This is a genomic window from Romboutsia sp. 1001216sp1 (assembly GCF_039841805.1).
Lineage (GTDB): Bacteria > Bacillota > Clostridia > Peptostreptococcales > Peptostreptococcaceae > Romboutsia_C > Romboutsia_C hominis.
Genome location: NZ_JBDPHA010000007.1, coordinates 1 through 15,840, shown reverse-complemented (window position 1 = coordinate 15,840; position 15,840 = coordinate 1). Strand labels below are relative to the sequence as shown.

Annotated in this window: 15 protein-coding genes; 6 read left to right on the top strand and 9 right to left on the bottom strand. The window is 27.0% G+C overall.

Going from position 1 to position 15,840, the window contains the following annotated elements:
* Nucleotides 1-65 precede the first annotated feature (65 nt).
* The 3 genes from ABHC41_RS08200 to lexA all read left to right on the top strand — a co-directional run bounded on the left by ABHC41_RS08200 (nucleotide 66) and on the right by lexA (nucleotide 3,520).
* The gene (locus ABHC41_RS08200; RefSeq protein ID WP_092925865.1) at nucleotides 66-1,019 is read left to right on the top strand and encodes an acetyl-CoA carboxylase carboxyltransferase subunit alpha; all 954 of its coding nucleotides are present in this window, start codon (nucleotides 66-68) and stop codon (nucleotides 1,017-1,019) included.
* A 621-nt stretch (nucleotides 1,020-1,640) separates the two neighbouring features.
* On the top strand, nucleotides 1,641-2,789 hold the full coding sequence (locus tag ABHC41_RS08195) for a tyrosine-type recombinase/integrase (protein ID WP_092925869.1): 1,149 nt from the start codon (nucleotides 1,641-1,643) through the stop codon (nucleotides 2,787-2,789).
* Nucleotides 2,790-2,890: 101 nt separating this feature from the next.
* Nucleotides 2,891-3,520, top strand: a complete 630-nt coding sequence (gene lexA / locus ABHC41_RS08190) for a transcriptional repressor LexA (RefSeq protein WP_092925871.1) — start codon at nucleotides 2,891-2,893, stop codon at nucleotides 3,518-3,520.
* Nucleotides 3,521-3,587: 67 nt separating this feature from the next.
* Here lexA and deoD read toward each other — a convergent pair whose 3' ends face one another.
* Nucleotides 3,588-4,301 (bottom strand): purine-nucleoside phosphorylase, encoded by a 714-nt coding sequence (gene deoD, locus ABHC41_RS08185; RefSeq protein ID WP_092925873.1) that lies wholly within the window; start codon nucleotides 4,299-4,301, stop codon nucleotides 3,588-3,590.
* 214 nt (nucleotides 4,302-4,515) lie between these two features.
* Here deoD and ABHC41_RS08180 point away from each other — a divergent pair, with 214 nt between their 5' ends.
* Nucleotides 4,516-4,920: a DUF4829 domain-containing protein gene (locus tag ABHC41_RS08180; protein ID WP_271892919.1), complete on the top strand. Its 405-nt coding sequence runs from the start codon at nucleotides 4,516-4,518 to the stop codon at nucleotides 4,918-4,920.
* Between the two features lie 34 nt (nucleotides 4,921-4,954).
* Here ABHC41_RS08180 and ABHC41_RS08175 read toward each other — a convergent pair whose 3' ends face one another.
* Nucleotides 4,955-5,578 (bottom strand): OmpA family protein, encoded by a 624-nt coding sequence (locus ABHC41_RS08175; RefSeq protein ID WP_092925877.1) that lies wholly within the window; start codon nucleotides 5,576-5,578, stop codon nucleotides 4,955-4,957.
* Nucleotides 5,568-6,968: a MotA/TolQ/ExbB proton channel family protein gene (locus ABHC41_RS08170; RefSeq protein ID WP_166505393.1), complete on the bottom strand. Its 1,401-nt coding sequence runs from the start codon at nucleotides 6,966-6,968 to the stop codon at nucleotides 5,568-5,570. Before ABHC41_RS08170 ends, ABHC41_RS08175 begins: the two co-directional genes overlap by 11 nt.
* 539 nt (nucleotides 6,969-7,507) lie before the next feature.
* Between ABHC41_RS08170 and rluF the strand changes: the two genes are divergently transcribed.
* Together rluF and fabG are read left to right on the top strand one after the other, a co-directional pair.
* Entirely contained in the window at nucleotides 7,508-8,212 is a 705-nt protein-coding gene (gene rluF, locus ABHC41_RS08165; protein WP_092925881.1) for a 23S rRNA pseudouridine(2604) synthase RluF, read from the top strand.
* A gap of 77 nt (nucleotides 8,213-8,289) precedes the next feature.
* Complete coding sequence (fabG, locus tag ABHC41_RS08160) at nucleotides 8,290-9,030, top strand: 3-oxoacyl-ACP reductase FabG (RefSeq protein WP_092925883.1); 741 nt, start codon at nucleotides 8,290-8,292, stop codon at nucleotides 9,028-9,030.
* A gap of 79 nt (nucleotides 9,031-9,109) precedes the next feature.
* Here fabG and ABHC41_RS08155 read toward each other — a convergent pair whose 3' ends face one another.
* The 6 genes from ABHC41_RS08155 to ABHC41_RS08130 all read right to left on the bottom strand — a co-directional run bounded on the left by ABHC41_RS08155 (nucleotide 9,110) and on the right by ABHC41_RS08130 (nucleotide 15,725).
* A complete protein-coding gene (locus tag ABHC41_RS08155) occupies nucleotides 9,110-9,469 on the bottom strand; it encodes a hypothetical protein (RefSeq protein ID WP_092925885.1) in 360 nt (119 codons plus the stop codon).
* Nucleotides 9,470-9,550: 81 nt separating this feature from the next.
* A complete protein-coding gene (locus tag ABHC41_RS08150; protein ID WP_176698680.1) occupies nucleotides 9,551-10,216 on the bottom strand; it encodes a glucosaminidase domain-containing protein in 666 nt (221 codons plus the stop codon).
* Nucleotides 10,217-10,409: 193 nt separating this feature from the next.
* Entirely contained in the window at nucleotides 10,410-11,654 is a 1,245-nt protein-coding gene (locus ABHC41_RS08145; RefSeq protein ID WP_271892915.1) for a U32 family peptidase, read from the bottom strand.
* A 184-nt stretch (nucleotides 11,655-11,838) separates the two neighbouring features.
* Entirely contained in the window at nucleotides 11,839-12,660 is an 822-nt protein-coding gene (gene proC, locus ABHC41_RS08140) for a pyrroline-5-carboxylate reductase (protein WP_092925891.1), read from the bottom strand.
* Between the two features lie 158 nt (nucleotides 12,661-12,818).
* The gene (locus ABHC41_RS08135) at nucleotides 12,819-13,691 is read right to left on the bottom strand and encodes an HD domain-containing protein (protein WP_330678325.1); all 873 of its coding nucleotides are present in this window, start codon (nucleotides 13,689-13,691) and stop codon (nucleotides 12,819-12,821) included.
* Nucleotides 13,692-13,754: 63 nt separating this feature from the next.
* A complete protein-coding gene (locus tag ABHC41_RS08130; protein ID WP_092925895.1) occupies nucleotides 13,755-15,725 on the bottom strand; it encodes a [FeFe] hydrogenase, group A in 1,971 nt (656 codons plus the stop codon).
* Nucleotides 15,726-15,840 lie beyond the last annotated feature (115 nt).

The following is a 15,840-nucleotide window of genomic DNA, read 5'->3' as shown; positions in this document are numbered from 1 at the left end:
TGAATATTTACATTTAAGTTGAATATATAAAAATTTAATTTAAGATATTTCTATGGAGGAATAGAATGGATATAAATACTATTGAGATAAATAAAAAAATACAGAAATTAAAGGCAGATATAAATAATTTAACTGAAATATCCAAATCTAATCAAATAGATTTAAGTAATCAAATAAGAGAATTGGAAGAAAAACTAAGTAAATTAAAAGATGAAGCTAATGTTAATTTATCACCTTATGAAAAAGTTTGTTTAAGTAGAGATATAAAAAGACCTACAACAAAAGATTACGTTGATAGAATTTTCTCTAATTTTATAGAACTTCATGGAGATAGGCTGTTTAAAGATGATTCATCTATAATCGGAGGAATAGGCAATATAAATAATTTTAAGGTTACCATTATAGGTCATCAAAAAGGAAATGATGTTCATGAAAATATTAAAAGAAACTTTGGGATGCCTCATCCAGAAGGATATAGAAAAGCCCTTAGGCTTATGAAACAAGCTGAAAAATTTAAAAGACCTATAATTACATTTATAGATACACCGGGGGCATTTTGTGGTATAGAAGCTGAAGAACGTGGTCAAAGTGAAGCTATTGCAAAAAACTTACTTGAAATGAGTAAACTTAAAGTACCTATCATATCCTTTATAATCGGGGAAGGGGGAAGTGGAGGAGCACTCGGAATTGGTATTGGAAATGATGTATGTATGTTGGAACACTCAGTTTACTCGGTAATTTCTCCTGAAGGACTGTCGAGCATATTATTTAAAGATTCCTCTAAAGCTAAAGAAGCTAGTGAAGTAATGAAACTTACTAGTAAAGACTTATATGCGCTTGGTATAATTGATAAAGTTATAAAAGAGCCATTAAACGGTGCTCAAGAAGATGTGGATTTAGTAGCTAACAAAATAAAAGAATTTATATTAGATAGACTTGATTACTATGAAAAACTTACTGAAGCTGAAATAGTTTCTAAAAGATATGATAAATATAGAAAAATCGGAAAATGCTTGTAGATTTAAAAAAATATACCTATATGATAAATTTAATTATATAGGTATATTTTATTTTGTATTATAAAAAAATACACTAATATAAATTCATTTAACAAATTTATCTATTATGCATGCAGATTTATTAAATTAATATTAATAATAAAAATTAAAATAAATTTAATATTGATAATTGGAAGTAGTGGTATATTTATAAATCTTTAAGATTTAACTAGTCTTTAAATGTATATTTAGGGAATAGTTATTATAATTAATAATATTATGCATATAAATTTATTAAATTTAGCAATTTGTACCTATGCTTATATAGATTTAATTAATTTATATTTATTTGCTAATACTCTTTTTTTGTTTCTATATATTTTGTTTATAAATAGTTTTTCATATTGCATTTTATAGTTATCTTTCTTAAAGATATATTTATACATTAATATTAAAGATTTTTCATCTAATATATAAGTATATTTAATATACTTTATTTTAAGCTTCAAATGCTTATACTTAATCTCTTTACAATGTAATTTGTAAGTAATACTTAAATTTTAGGAATAGTTGAAATACGAAAAACCTAGTGTTATTATATTTTATAGTTATAATAACTTTTCATTTTATAGTTGGAGGTAAATTTTGAAAGATACAAAAATATTAAAAATACATAATAAATCAGATAAACCAGATAACATCGTCATACGTGATAACAATCTTATAGAAGAATGTATAATAATAGAAAAATCATTGCCTAATTTTATGAAAGATTACTTTGTTTATTTAAAAGGATCTGTATCTGTCTCTACTAGACATGCATATTTAAAAGATATAAAATTTTTCTGCAATTACTTAGTTGAATCTCAAGAACTAACAATAGCTAAAGAAATATGTGATATTACCTTAGAAGAATTTAATTTAATAAAAGCAAGAGATGTAAACTTATTTTTAGGTGATTATTGTACTAGATACTATAAACATACATCCCAAGATACAACTTTAATTTATGAAAATAATAATAGAGCCCTTGCTAGAAAAAAATCATCTCTCTCTACTCTATTTAAGTTTATGTTTAGAAATGAACAATTAGACAGCAACATAACTGATGGCTTTAATCCAATTAAACTTCCTAAGCCTCAACCAGATGCTATAAAAAGACTCGACATAGATGAAGTCGCTAAAATGCTTGATTCTGTTGAAAATGGTTATGGATTAACTGATAAAGAAAAAGTTTATTGGAGGAAAACTAAGCTTCGTGATAAGGCTATTTTAGCTTTATTTGTTACTTATGGACTTAGATTAAATGAGCTCAGAGAGCTAAATATTTCTTCTTTTAACTTTTCTAGGGGTGAATTTAAAATATATAGAAAAAGAGGTAAAGAAGTATTGATGCCAATTAACCATACTTGTGAAGTCGTTGTTAAGGATTATATTTATAATGAGAGGACAAAAAGTGAATTATTGGCTGAAGAACACAAAGATGCTTTATTTTTATCTTTACAAAATAAAAGAATTACACCAAAAGCTATCAGACAACTTGTTAAAAAATATACGTCTATTTCTATGGAAACATCTAGAGATAGTGGTTATAGCCCTCATAAACTTCGTGCTACTGCCGCTACTTCTCTAATTCAAAATGGTTTTTCTATATATGATGTACAAAATCTATTAGATCATGACAATGTCACTACTACCCAGCTTTATGCTGCACATAAAAAACATGTTAAAAGAGATATTGTAAATAATTTTGAATGGATAGATGATAAAAAAGAAACTTCTTTAGACTAAATAGTAAATACTTCTTATTTCGGAACGAATGTTTGAGAAAAGGGAAACATTGTGCTACAATATAAGTATAATGCAATAATTGACTAGGAAGGAGAGATTTTATGTATATAGATTTGAGTAGCAAGCAAATATTAATATTAGAATTTATAAAAGATCAAATAGCCTCAAAGGGGTATCCACCATCAGTTAGAGAAACATGTGATGCTGTAGGGTTAAAATCAACTTCTACTGTACATGCACATTTAAATAAGCTTGAGAAATTAGGGTATATAAGAAGAGATGCTACTAAGCCAAGAGCTATAGAAGTTTTAGATAAAGCTGGATTCGAATCAGATTTTCCTACACCAGAAATGCTAAATCTTCCTCTGGTTGGACAAATCACAGCAGGGTTACCAATACTTGCAAAACAAAATATAGAAGAGTACATAACATTACCAGCTAATCTAGTTAAAGGTAGCAATAACTTTGTTTTAAAAGTTAAAGGTGATAGTATGGTTAATGCAGGTATTTTAAATGGAGACTATGTTATTGTGGATAGAAAAAATACTGCTGTTGATTCTGAAATAGTAGTAGCCCTTATTCACAATGAATATGCTACAGTAAAGACATTTGAAAAAGATGGAGATGTTATTAGGTTAATACCTCAAAATGATTTTATGGAACCAATAGTTCTAACATCCAGAGATGTACAAGTTATAGGCATTGTTACAGGTGTGTTTAGAGTATTATAATAAATTTAAGTATTTATAAGTAAAAGATATGGTATTATAACCATATCTTTTACTTTTGATTTAAAATTTAAGCTAATTCTAATGCGATTTCCATCATTTTTGTAAATGCTACTTGTCTATCATGAGATGAACACTCTTCTCCTGTAAAAGGACAATCTGATATTGTAAGTATAGTAAGTGCATTAACTCCTGCTCTAGCAGCATTCATATAAAGACCAGCTGCTTCCATTTCTACACATAGAACCCCCATCTTCTTCCATTTTTCTAAATTACCTAGTCCTGTATCAGAATAAAATACATCACTTGAAAGTATATTTCCAACAGTTACTGTAGTCCCCTTATCATTAGCTATATTTACTGCTTTTTGTAGTAATTTATAACTTGCTATTGGAGCATATGTACCTGGTAAATTATATTGTGATGCAAAGTTTGAATCGGTACAAGCACCCATACCTATTACAATATCATGTAAATTTAAGTTTTCATTTATTGCTCCTGCTGAACCAATTCTTATAAGGTTTTTAACTCCATAAAAGTGTATTAATTCATAAGAATAAATCCCTATTGATGGTATACCCATACCACTTCCCTGTACAGATATTCTTCTCCCTTTATAATAGCCTGTATATCCAAACATCCCCCTAACAGTGTTATATTCTACTACATCTTCTAAAAAGTTTTCCGCTATAAATTTAGCTCTTAGCGGATCTCCAGGAAGTAATATAGTTTCTGCTATATCTCCTAGCTTTGCATTATTGTGCGCCGTTGGTGTATTATTCATATTTTAACCTCCTTAAAACATTAAGTATTAACAAATTTTAACTTATAATTTATTTTTAGCTTATATGATAGTATACTATAATTAAGTGCACCTTTTCTAGGCATAAATACCTGAATTTAAGCATTAACTTAATTAAAATTGTTAATTAGGAGGTGATTTCATAAAAAATAAAACTAAGAGTAACCAGACATTAGCATTACTACTTCTAATACCTATGCTTATATTTTCTTTTTTAGCAACAATAAAATCTGAAGGTATAGAAAAAAATGATAGCTCTAGAGAAGTTGTAAATGAATATTTTAACTCAATCAATAAAAAAGACATATCTAAAATAAATCAAATTATTACAGATCAAGATGAAACTAATTTATTAAGTTCTAAATTAAATTATATAGACAAAATTACATTAAAATCACTAGAAAGAGAAACAAACAACAGTTTATTAAAGTCATATACAAAATATAGCAAAAAAAGCATGGATAATATTAGAATCTATAAAGTTAAGTATAAAGTTGATTATACTGCTCCTAAAAATATAAATAGTACATATGAGTCTTGGATATACCTTTGCCGAGATAATCATAGTTCTAAATGGTTAATAGATGTTTTTGATATGTAAAATTATAAAAAGGTGGTTTATATCCACCTTTTTGTTAATCAACATCAATTTCATACATTAACTCTACTCTTCTTGATGCATCTTTATTTATAGTACCGTCGGTATTTTTTATAAGCTCAGCCTCAGATCTACCTATAGCTTCGATATCCTTTAATACCTTATCTTTATATTTATAATCTCCAATTTCCTCACCTACTATAAATGTAGCTACACTATAAGCCCTTTTTTGGGATAAATCTAGATTGTATAAATAACTCCCAACATCATCTGTATGACCTTTTATTACTATTTTTGATATATTACCCTCATAATTACTATAAAGAGCTTCTACGTACCTTGGAATAAATATTTTAAGCATTTCTTTGGCTTCTTGTTTTAACTCATAACTATCTACATCAAACAATGTACTTTCTCCAAAGGTTACTAATCCGCTCTTTTCATCAATCAATACATTTAATCCATTATCTTTTAATGTGTTTTTAACTGAATCATTTATACTTTTTGCTAAATCTTTTTCAACTGAACCCGTTATAGATTCACTACTAAAAAGTATGAGCATTATAACCATTAGTACAGTTGCTATCATATCTGTAAAAGTTGGCCAAAAGCTACTCTTCTCAAACTCTTTATTAATAGTTCTTCTGTATTTATTTATCATCTTTACCATCTCCAATTAATTTATTTAAAGATGATTTACTTAATTTATTTCTTTTTTTTGAATCTATAGATATGAACTTATTTTGTCTTTTCTTTCTTAATACATCTGAAGTCCTTAATAACTCATTAGATTTACTATAATTAGAGTTACTTTCTTCTATATCATAAATTTCTTCTTGATTTTCAGTCTTATATCTATCTTCTTTCATATAATCCATAGCAACAGCTTCTTTATAAATTTCTATGTAATCAAATATCATATTCAATTTTTCATCTATATCTTGACTTGAAATTGCTATTACAGATGCTAAATGTTTTATTGTTTGATCTAGGTTTATTTGCTCTTTGTTTATGTTACCTTGCATATTAGATATATTTTTTTCATAGTCTACAAGCTTAACTAATAAATCTTGAGCAGTTCTTTCATATAAAGCAAAGTTAGCAGATAAGCTTCTTAAAAATTCTCTCATTTTATATTGATTTTCAACAGACTCATTTATGTTTTTAGAAGTAAGCTTTATATCTAATAATATTTCTTTATTTATATCCTCTTGAACATCATATTTATCAAATAATTTATTAAATCTTACATTCAATATATTAAATTGTTTATCTAATTTTCTAATATCTTGATCAAATACTTTTATAGAGTCTGAAGATCCTAGAAGTAAGTTCTCTAACGTCTTTATACTGTTTATAAATTCTTTATTAAATCTATTTAAATCTTTTGATATATCATCAAACTTCTCTATAGATTCTATTGATTTACTAATTTGCTTTATAGTATCTTTTACATCTTCTATTTTATTATCTAAGTCTTTAGATTTATTATGAGTTACATCAGAAGTTAGTAAATTTTCGCATTTTAGCATAAACATAGTTAATATTTGTTCACAATCATTACGAGAAAGTATAGTATTTAATACAATAGAGCTAACTATTCCGCAAATACTAGTTATAAACGCAGTTTGCATCGAACTTATAGTCTGAGGAAGTGAATTTATTATATCGCTAGTATTTATACTTAAAAGCATTAACGAAAGTCCAACAAATGTTCCTAATACACCAAGCAATATACAGTTAGATGATGAGCTCTTTATCGATTTAATATTATCAAGTACATATCTTTTTTTAAATGTTAAATTGGAACAAACTTCCTCAATAAATGTAGTTATATTAACTTGAGCATGACTATTTTCTAGTAAGTATAAATCATATTTCTCTTTTATAGATTTATATTTCATACTTCTTTGGTTATGCTCATTTAAACTTATATAATCACTATTTATATAATTATATAAAGCTTTATTTAAGATTACATTTATAATGCTATAAATAAGTATTACTAAAACAAAGAAAACTGTTAATATATTTATAAATAAACTATTCAAAACTTCTCTCCTCCCTTAATATTTATATAATTATATATATGTACTAGCCCAAAATAAAATTCAAAAAAATAAAGTGACTTAAACCTAAGTCACTTTACTAACTATCATAACTAGCCTACATTAAGTTAAATTATTGGTTTTATCTTTGAAAAAGCTAGATAACTCTTGTCTTAAGATTATTGTAGGGAGTTTTTAATAGTGTTACTAAATACTATGAAAAATTTCTGTAATTTGTTACTATAAAAAATAAATTCAAATCGAAATATATAAATATATATAATTCGTATGTTTACGTATGTTTATAAGGAAGTTAAAAATATAAACTCGAGTTTTTTTGCCATTTATGCATATATTATTATTTAAATATTGTTATATAATTCGTTTTTAAGAATCCCCCTATATTTTAAAAATGTATTATATAAAGACTATCATTATATTAATTAAACATATTTAAGTCATCATTTGTACCTTGATTAACATATTCAACTGTAATATACTTTAAAAGTATTATTTAAGATGAAGAAACAAAGGAGAATGATATGAGGCTAAACAATTACATTAGCTCTACTGGAATGTGTTCTAGGAGAGAAGCTGATAAATTAATACAACAAGGAAAAGTTTCTATAAATGGAAAAATAGCCAAAATAGGTCAGCCTGTTGAGGTTAATGATATTGTAAAAGTTAATGGAAAAAGAATTACTCCTAAAAAGAATAATGTATATATAGCATTAAATAAACCTGTTGGTATAACATGTACAACAGAACGTCATGTTAAAGGTAATATAATTGATTATATAAACTATCCAGAAAGAATATTTCCTATTGGAAGACTTGATAAACCATCAGAGGGATTAATACTTTTAACAAATGATGGATCTATCGTAAATAAAATATTAAGGTCTGAAAATAATCATGAAAAAGAATATGTTGTTACAGTTGATAAGAATATAAATCAAAAATTTATAGAAAAAATGAGTTCTGGCGTTAAAATATTTAATCCTGTTAATAATAAATGGGTTATAACTAAAAAATGCCATGTTAGTAAAATAAATGATCGTACATTTAAAATTATATTATCTCAAGGATTAAACAGACAAATACGTAGAATGTGTGAAGTGTTTGGGTATAATGTTGTAAAATTAAAAAGAGTGAGAATAATGGATTTAACCCTAAAGGGAATACCCACTGGAAAATGGAGAAAACTAACAAGTAAAGAAATGGATAATATATTACAAAAATTATAAAGTGTAGGTTTATATAGATTTTACAATCATATAAATTTTTTCTTTTAAAATAGACTTAAGAAAGGTTAAAACTAAATATGAATAAAAAAACAGTTTTAATAACAGGTGCCTCTAGGGGTATTGGTCGTGAAATGGCAAAAGTATTTGCTAAAAATGAATATAATGTTTTAATAAATTATAATAAATCAGAAAAAGAAGCCAATGAACTTTACGATGAACTAATCTCAAAAGGATATTCAGTAGTTTTATATAAGGCAGATATATCAAATCCTTTAGAAGCAGATGCAATGGTTAAGTTTTGTATCGGTACTTTTGAAAGAATTGATGTACTTATAAATAATGCTGGAATAACTGATTATAAGATGTTTACAGATACAACTAATGAAGATTGGAATAATATAATAAATACAAATTTAAATAGTGTTTTTTACACTACTAAATCTGCAGTAAAATATATGTTATATGAACATAGTGGTAAAATAATAAATATATCTTCTATCTGGGGAATGGTTGGAGCATCATATGAGGTAGCATATTCTACATCGAAAGCTGCACTAATAGGTATGACAAAAGCTTTAGCAAAAGAATTAGGACCTTCTAATATTCAAGTTAATGCTATAGCACCTGGAGTTATACAAACAGATATGTTAAATGGTATACATGAAGATGTTATTGAGGATTTAAAAAATGAAACTCCATTGTTAAGATTAGGCACTCCGCTGGATATAGCTAATTTAGCTTTATTTTTAGCTAGTGAAAAATCAAATTTTATAACAGGCCAAGTTATAAGTTCTAATGGTGGATTTGTAATAAATTAGATAGATTCTATGTAAAATACTTATTTATGATTATAATTAATCTAAAGTATTTTACATAGATTTTACACTTTAAATTAATTTATTTTAGAAAACCAGCATCTTGATTTGTCATAACCTCTTTCGAAAAGCATAATGGACATGTTATTTCTTCATTTGTATAATCTATAGTATAAATACTTCCGCAAATAGCGCACCTAAATTTACAAATAGTATTTACTTTTTCCTTTGTCTCACATTGAGTTATTTTTATGGGAATATCTTCTATGATAGCTATTGTTACTTTTTTTCTAATATCTAATATTAGTTGTGAAATTTCATTTAAAGATAAATTAAATTGCTTAGAACATTTTTTTAAATCAAATTGTTCTAGATTTATAAACTTTAATATATCTAATTCTCTAGATGTTATCTCTATATACTCAGCCTTTTCATGTTGCATAAATTATCCTCCTATCTATAAATATATATAATATCTTATGATTAATATATATTCTTATAAGCTAATACATTAGATATATTTTTATTCATTTGCGTAAAGTTTTTTATATACATCTAAGAATCCAGAAGCTAATTTATCTACCTTTACTTCCCACTCCTTATTTTTTCCTTCATCAGGACAATAATGTATCTGTACATCATCTACAGATACCCCTTCATAATAAATAGCTCCTTTTGTAAGGTAGTTTTTAGCAAGGTGCTTAGCGGTATATAAGACTGATTCATATTGAGTAGAAAATAATTTTCCCTTCGATTCATCTGTATAGACTTCAAATCCAGTTAAATTATTATCTTCAACAGCTCTTCTTGATGTAGCAAATCCACTTTCAAGAGCTACTATAGCTGCCATTGTAAATGCATTTACACCATAAAGTTCCTCGGCATCGATAAATGCCTCTGAAAGATGAATCATAGTAGATGCACCTTTATAATTCTCAAATACATTCTCAAGTTCTTCTTTTTTTACTCCACTTTCAACAGTAATATCTTCTCTTTTATAGGTAATATTTGAGGCTCTATTTTTTTCTATGAGCCTTACATTTTCTTTATTTAAATTTTCTTTAGTACTAGATAGAACATAGCTTTTTATTTTAATATTTTCGTTCACTTTCTCATTTGATGAAGATATAAATATTATAAATGAAACTACAAGTATACATATTACAATAGATTCTTTAATAAATTTCATACTATTTTTCTCCTTATTGAACAATAAATATTGTTTTAATATATATTCAACTCTATAATTTGCATTCCCTTTATATAATTTAATACAAAATTTTGCTATATACTTCATCTTTAATCTTTAATATATATTTTTTTTAAATAAAATGTAAATAAAAAGTCCTAATAAATTAATACTAGGACTTTTTATTTACATTTTATTTAATTGTTCTTATATTTACAATTGGTTTTCTTAACATATAATCTTTATCTACTTTAACATCTAACTTCATTTTAACAATTTGTCTTGCATGTGGAGCAGATTCTATCTCTTCATCATCTTCATTGTACATTTCAAGAATTGTTGCATTAACTGTTTCTTTAAATGGACCTATAACTTCTATTTTATCTAACACATTCATTTTGTTTCTTTGTTCTACTATATAAAGGCCAGTTTCTTCTTCATAATCTCTAACTATTCCTATAAAATCATAATTTCTTATATATGAAGCCGAATCATAGTTGTGTGCTTTTTCGCTTGGTCTATCAATGAAAAATCCAGTACTATAATCTCTATGACTTCCTTTTTTAAGTTCTTCTAGCCACATAGGATTAAATTTCCAATCAGTAGGGTTTTTGTAATACTCATCAAGTGCCATTCTGTATGCTCTAACAGTAGTAGCCACATAATACGCCGTTTTCATTCTACCTTCTATTTTTAAGCTTGTTATACCACTTTCAATTATTTGTGGTATGTATTCTATCATACATAAATCTTTTGAATTAAAGAAAAATGAAGAATCTATTTCATCTACAACTTTTTCATACTGACCAGGATTAACTTCATCAACTAAAGTATATTTCCATCTACAAGGTTGAGCGCAAGCACCTCTGTTTGCATCTCTTCCTGTTGTATAATTACTTATAACACATTTTCCTGAATATGACATACACATAGCTCCATGAACAAAAGCTTCTATATCCATATCTTCAGCAGCATTGTCTCTTATTTCTTTTATTTCCTTAAATGATAATTCTCTAGCCATAACTACTCTTTTAGCACCTTCTTTATACCAAAAGTTTGATGCTAATGAATTAGTTGTACTAGCTTGAGTACTAATGTGTATTTCCATGTTAGGTATTGTTTCTTTAACTATAGTAAATATACCAGGATCACTTACAATAACTGCATCTACATTTATTCTATCTAATTCTAATAAATATGCTTTTAGTTGGTCTAATTCTTCATTTCTTGGTATTATATTTACTGTAACGAAAACTCTCTTTCCTCTTTCATGTGCAAATTCTACACCTTCAGCCATTTGCTCTATAGTAAAGTTTTTAGCAGCCGATCTCATGCCAAATATTTCTCCACCAAGATAAACAGCATCTGCACCATAAGTAAAAGCTATTTTTAATCTTTCTAAGTCACCTGCTGGTGCTAGTAATTCCACTTTATTCATATATGTCTCCTTAATCTTTTATATCTTTATTTTAATTTAATTAAATTAATTTATATTTATTATAAAATAATTATAATGGGGATTTAAACTCTGTAGTTCTACTTTATTCTACATAATTTACCTAAATATAAATTTATAAAACTTATATTAATATTTTATACAACTATTCATTATACATTATAATTTATTTTTTAGAAAGGTCAGCATTACTCATTTTTTTTGACTTATCAATACAGTTATCTATTGCTTTTATTATAGATTTCCTAAAACCTTCTTCTTCTAAAGATTTTACAGCTTCTATAGTAGTTCCTCCTGGAGAGCACACCATATCTTTTAATTCACCTGGATGAATATTTGTTTCTAATACCATCTTAGCCGCTCCCATAACAGCCTGAGATGTAAATTTATAAGCCATATCCCTTGACATACCATGAGATACGCATGAGTCTGCCATAGCCTCTATAAACATAAATACATATGCAGGAGATGAACCACTCGCTCCTATAACAGCATGTATTAAGTTTTCATCTACTACTTCACTTTTTCCAAATGAATCAAAAATACTCTTTACATCTTTTAAATCTTGATCCGATATATTTTTATTTTTACAAAGTGCACTCATACCTTCGTTTACAAGCGCTGGAGTATTTGGCATAGTTCTTATTATTTTTTTATCATCGCCTATTATATTTTCTATAGAGTATATAGTTTTTCCAGCTGCAATAGTTACTATTATTTTATTATCTATTACGTCTTTAATATTATCAAGTATTATATCATATATATTAGGTTTTACAGCAATAACAATTATGTCTGACCTTAATACAACTTCTCTTGAATCTTTTGTTGTATTTATATTAAATTCATCTTTTGCATTATTTAAAGTATTTTCACTTAAAGCTGACGCATATATGTTTTCAGGTCTAATAAGCTTTGAATTTATAATTCCTTTAATCATAGCTTTAGCCATATTACCACAACCTATAAATCCTATTTTTTTATTCATATCATTCTCCTTATGTTTTTATTTATATATAAACAAGTATAACAAATCATTGATATTATTACATGCAGATTATATAAAAAATAAAGTCACAAGTTTTACTCGTGACTTTATTTTTAACAAAATTTCATATGGTTTTTAATTTTAGAATTATTTATGTTTTATAAATAAAGCTTTGTTTCTAGCCTTCTATCATACTCAGACCATTCATCATCGCTTGTATTATCTTTTATTTGAACTATCTTATTCATAGTAGCATCGACTGAATCTGCATAATTTATTATAAATGATTCTTCCATGTTAGCTGGCCTTGGAGAACCATATTCTATTTTACCATGATGTTGAGTTACACATCCTTTTATTCTTCTTATAAAGTCTTCACTAAATGTATAATCTATATTATTAAAAGCTCTATCTAACATTTGTACTCCAATTACTATATGTCCTTCTAATTCTCCTTGTAGAGTATACTTAAATGGACCATGGTATTCAAGTTCATATAATTTACCTATATCATGAAGCTTAGCACTTAATATTGCTATTTCTTTTCTTTTGCAAGAGTATCTTTCACATAACACTTTTGTCAAGTACATTACATTTAAAGTGTGTTCAGCAAGACCTCCTATATAATTATGATGCATGGATACTCCACCTATAGCTTCTTTAAATTTATTTAAAAATTCTTCATCTTTGAAAAAATAATCATTTAATAGTTTACCTTCTGTAGATATTATATATTTTTTTGATATTTCTTCTATTTCATTTAGTATATTTTCTATAGGCTCTTTAGTTGTTGGTAAATAATCCTTGAGGTCATAATCCTTAATTTCATCAAATTCTTCTATATCTAATATAGAATTCTTCTTACAATTTATAGATAAAACTTTACCTAATGGTACTCTGTAAGGAAGTTTAGCTTTAATATGACCACTTTTATCACTCATATTAAATACATATTTATTACCATCCCTATGAAGATATTTCATAACCATAAGAGAGGTTTTTATTTGTTCATTATTTTTAATATCTCTCAAAAAGATTTTTTTATTACCCATAAAATTCACTCTTTCTTTAAAGATCATTATTTAAGTAAGTTTCTATTCTTCTTTACTTGCATCAGTGTTTTCATCTTTTCCTCTTTTTACCTTCACAAAGTATTCAGTATGAAGCAATTCATGTGCCTTATGGCTTAATGGATGATCTAAGTGATTGTCGTAGATTGCTCTTACCTTAGGATTATCTTTGGATACTCTAAGGTCTAATGATCTATCTATGGAATTTAAACCTTCAGCTCTTTGTTGAAGAGTTTCAAGTCTTTTTTTAGCTTTAGGTTGTCCACCTCCACCAACACATCCATAAGGACATGCCATTATTTCAATAGCATGAAAAAATTCTTCTTTATTTCTTATTTTATCAAGGAGTTTACCAGCTTCTCTTAAACCATAGGCAATACCTATTCTTAATGTTAAATCATTAACTTTAACTTCTGCTACCCTTAGACCATCCCATCCTCTAAGAGATTCAAATTCAACTTTTTCTAGTTTTTTACCAGTCATATTTTCATAAAGAGTCCTAGTCGCAGCTTCTATAACTCCTCCTGTTCTACCAAATATTATTCCTCCTCCTGTGTAGTCACCCAGTACCGAATCAATAGGAGAATCCTCTATTTGACTTAAATCTATATTTGAATCTTTAAATAACGTCATTAATTCACTAGTTGTTATAACGTAATCAACGTCATAATTAAGATCACGTGAAAACTCTGCCCTTGAAGCTTCGTATTTTTTTGCTATACAAGGCATTATAGAAACCAATGTTACCTGGTCTCTTTCTAGCCCTTTTTCTTTTGCCCAAATATCTTTTGCAACCGTTGCAAACATCTGCATAGGTGACTTAGCAGATGATGGTACGTCTAACATATCAGCATAATTTTGTTCTATAAATTTAACCCAAGCAGGACAACAAGATGTAAGTATTGGAAGTCTTACACTTTTATCACCTGAGTAATATTTTTCAATTCTCTCTTGAAGTTCAGCAGCTTCCTCCATAATAGTTAAATCTGCAGCCCAAGTGGTATCGAATACATAATCTACGCCAATCTGTCTAAGCGCCGATGATATTTTATTTTCCACATTAGTACCAGGTTCAAGTCCAAAAGCTTCACCTATTGCAACTCTAACAGCAGGTGCCATTTGAGTTATTACTAACTTATTTGGTGTAGCTAGATCTCTTAAAAATCTAAAAGTATTATTTCCTGTAGTTATAGCATTTACTGGACAAGCAGCTACACATTGTCCACAGTGGGTACATCTTGTATAATCTATGTAATGTCTACTTTTTCTTTCTCCTTCAATACAATCAACCGGACAAACTCTTTTGCAAGCTCCACATCCTATACATTTTTTAGTTATAGATAGCTTTATAAGATGGTTACACTGGAATGTATAACATCGGTGACCTTCTATATGCTCTTTTATCTCATCATAAAACTTATCTATAATTTCTTCCATTATATTGTGTTTTTGATTAACTTTTTCTTTTACTGTACTTGCAAGTCTTCTTAGAAAGAAAATATCTCTCATATTCGCTCTACCTTTGCTGATTCTATCAAGTAGCTTCCACATTCTTATTATCTCTTTTTTAGCAACTAAATAGTTATCTAAACTACCATCTTGCATCTTACCTAAAAGATAATCTATATAAAATTTAGCATATTGTATTATACAGTCTTCGTCAGAAAGAATTATTATAGTTTGACTTGTGTTTTTATCAAATAATTTAAAATCTAATTCTTGATCTAAATTATCTTCAGTTATAAATCCTCCAAATGGCATACCTAGTTGTGCTGCTTTAAATCCACTATCATTTAATAGCCCTCCTGCCATAGTTATTATTTCAGCAAGTGTTGCACCTTTAGGAACTTCTATTATACCTGGAGAATTAATTTTTCCAGAGATAGCAATTCTTCTTTTACCTTCTTTTGTTAATTTTTTTAATTCTTCTTCACTAAAAACGCTAAATACAGAACCAAGTGAACTATGTATTATAGTTTGTCTTTCATTTGCCATGTCTGCACCTCTTATATAATTTTTATAATTTACTATTTAATTTTCCCGTAAGTTTTAATCTTATTCTTTAAAAAGATAAAATAAAAACCTGATGCTATCAGGTTTTTATTTTATC

Coding starts and splice junctions, on each gene's coding strand:
- ABHC41_RS08200 (WP_092925865.1), top strand. CDS start 66: ATGGATATAAATACTATTGAGATAAATAAAAAAATACAGAAATTAAAG.
- lexA (WP_092925871.1), top strand. CDS start 2,891: ATGTATATAGATTTGAGTAGCAAGCAAATATTAATATTAGAATTTATA.
- deoD (WP_092925873.1), bottom strand. CDS start 4,301: ATGAATAATACACCAACGGCGCACAATAATGCAAAGCTAGGAGATATA.
- ABHC41_RS08180 (WP_271892919.1), top strand. CDS start 4,516: ATGCTTATATTTTCTTTTTTAGCAACAATAAAATCTGAAGGTATAGAA.
- ABHC41_RS08175 (WP_092925877.1), bottom strand. CDS start 5,578: ATGATAAATAAATACAGAAGAACTATTAATAAAGAGTTTGAGAAGAGT.
- rluF (WP_092925881.1), top strand. CDS start 7,508: ATGAGGCTAAACAATTACATTAGCTCTACTGGAATGTGTTCTAGGAGA.
- fabG (WP_092925883.1), top strand. CDS start 8,290: ATGAATAAAAAAACAGTTTTAATAACAGGTGCCTCTAGGGGTATTGGT.
- ABHC41_RS08155 (WP_092925885.1), bottom strand. CDS start 9,469: ATGCAACATGAAAAGGCTGAGTATATAGAGATAACATCTAGAGAATTA.
- ABHC41_RS08150 (WP_176698680.1), bottom strand. CDS start 10,216: ATGAAATTTATTAAAGAATCTATTGTAATATGTATACTTGTAGTTTCA.
- ABHC41_RS08145 (WP_271892915.1), bottom strand. CDS start 11,654: ATGAATAAAGTGGAATTACTAGCACCAGCAGGTGACTTAGAAAGATTA.
- proC (WP_092925891.1), bottom strand. CDS start 12,660: ATGAATAAAAAAATAGGATTTATAGGTTGTGGTAATATGGCTAAAGCT.
- ABHC41_RS08130 (WP_092925895.1), bottom strand. CDS start 15,725: ATGGCAAATGAAAGACAAACTATAATACATAGTTCACTTGGTTCTGTA.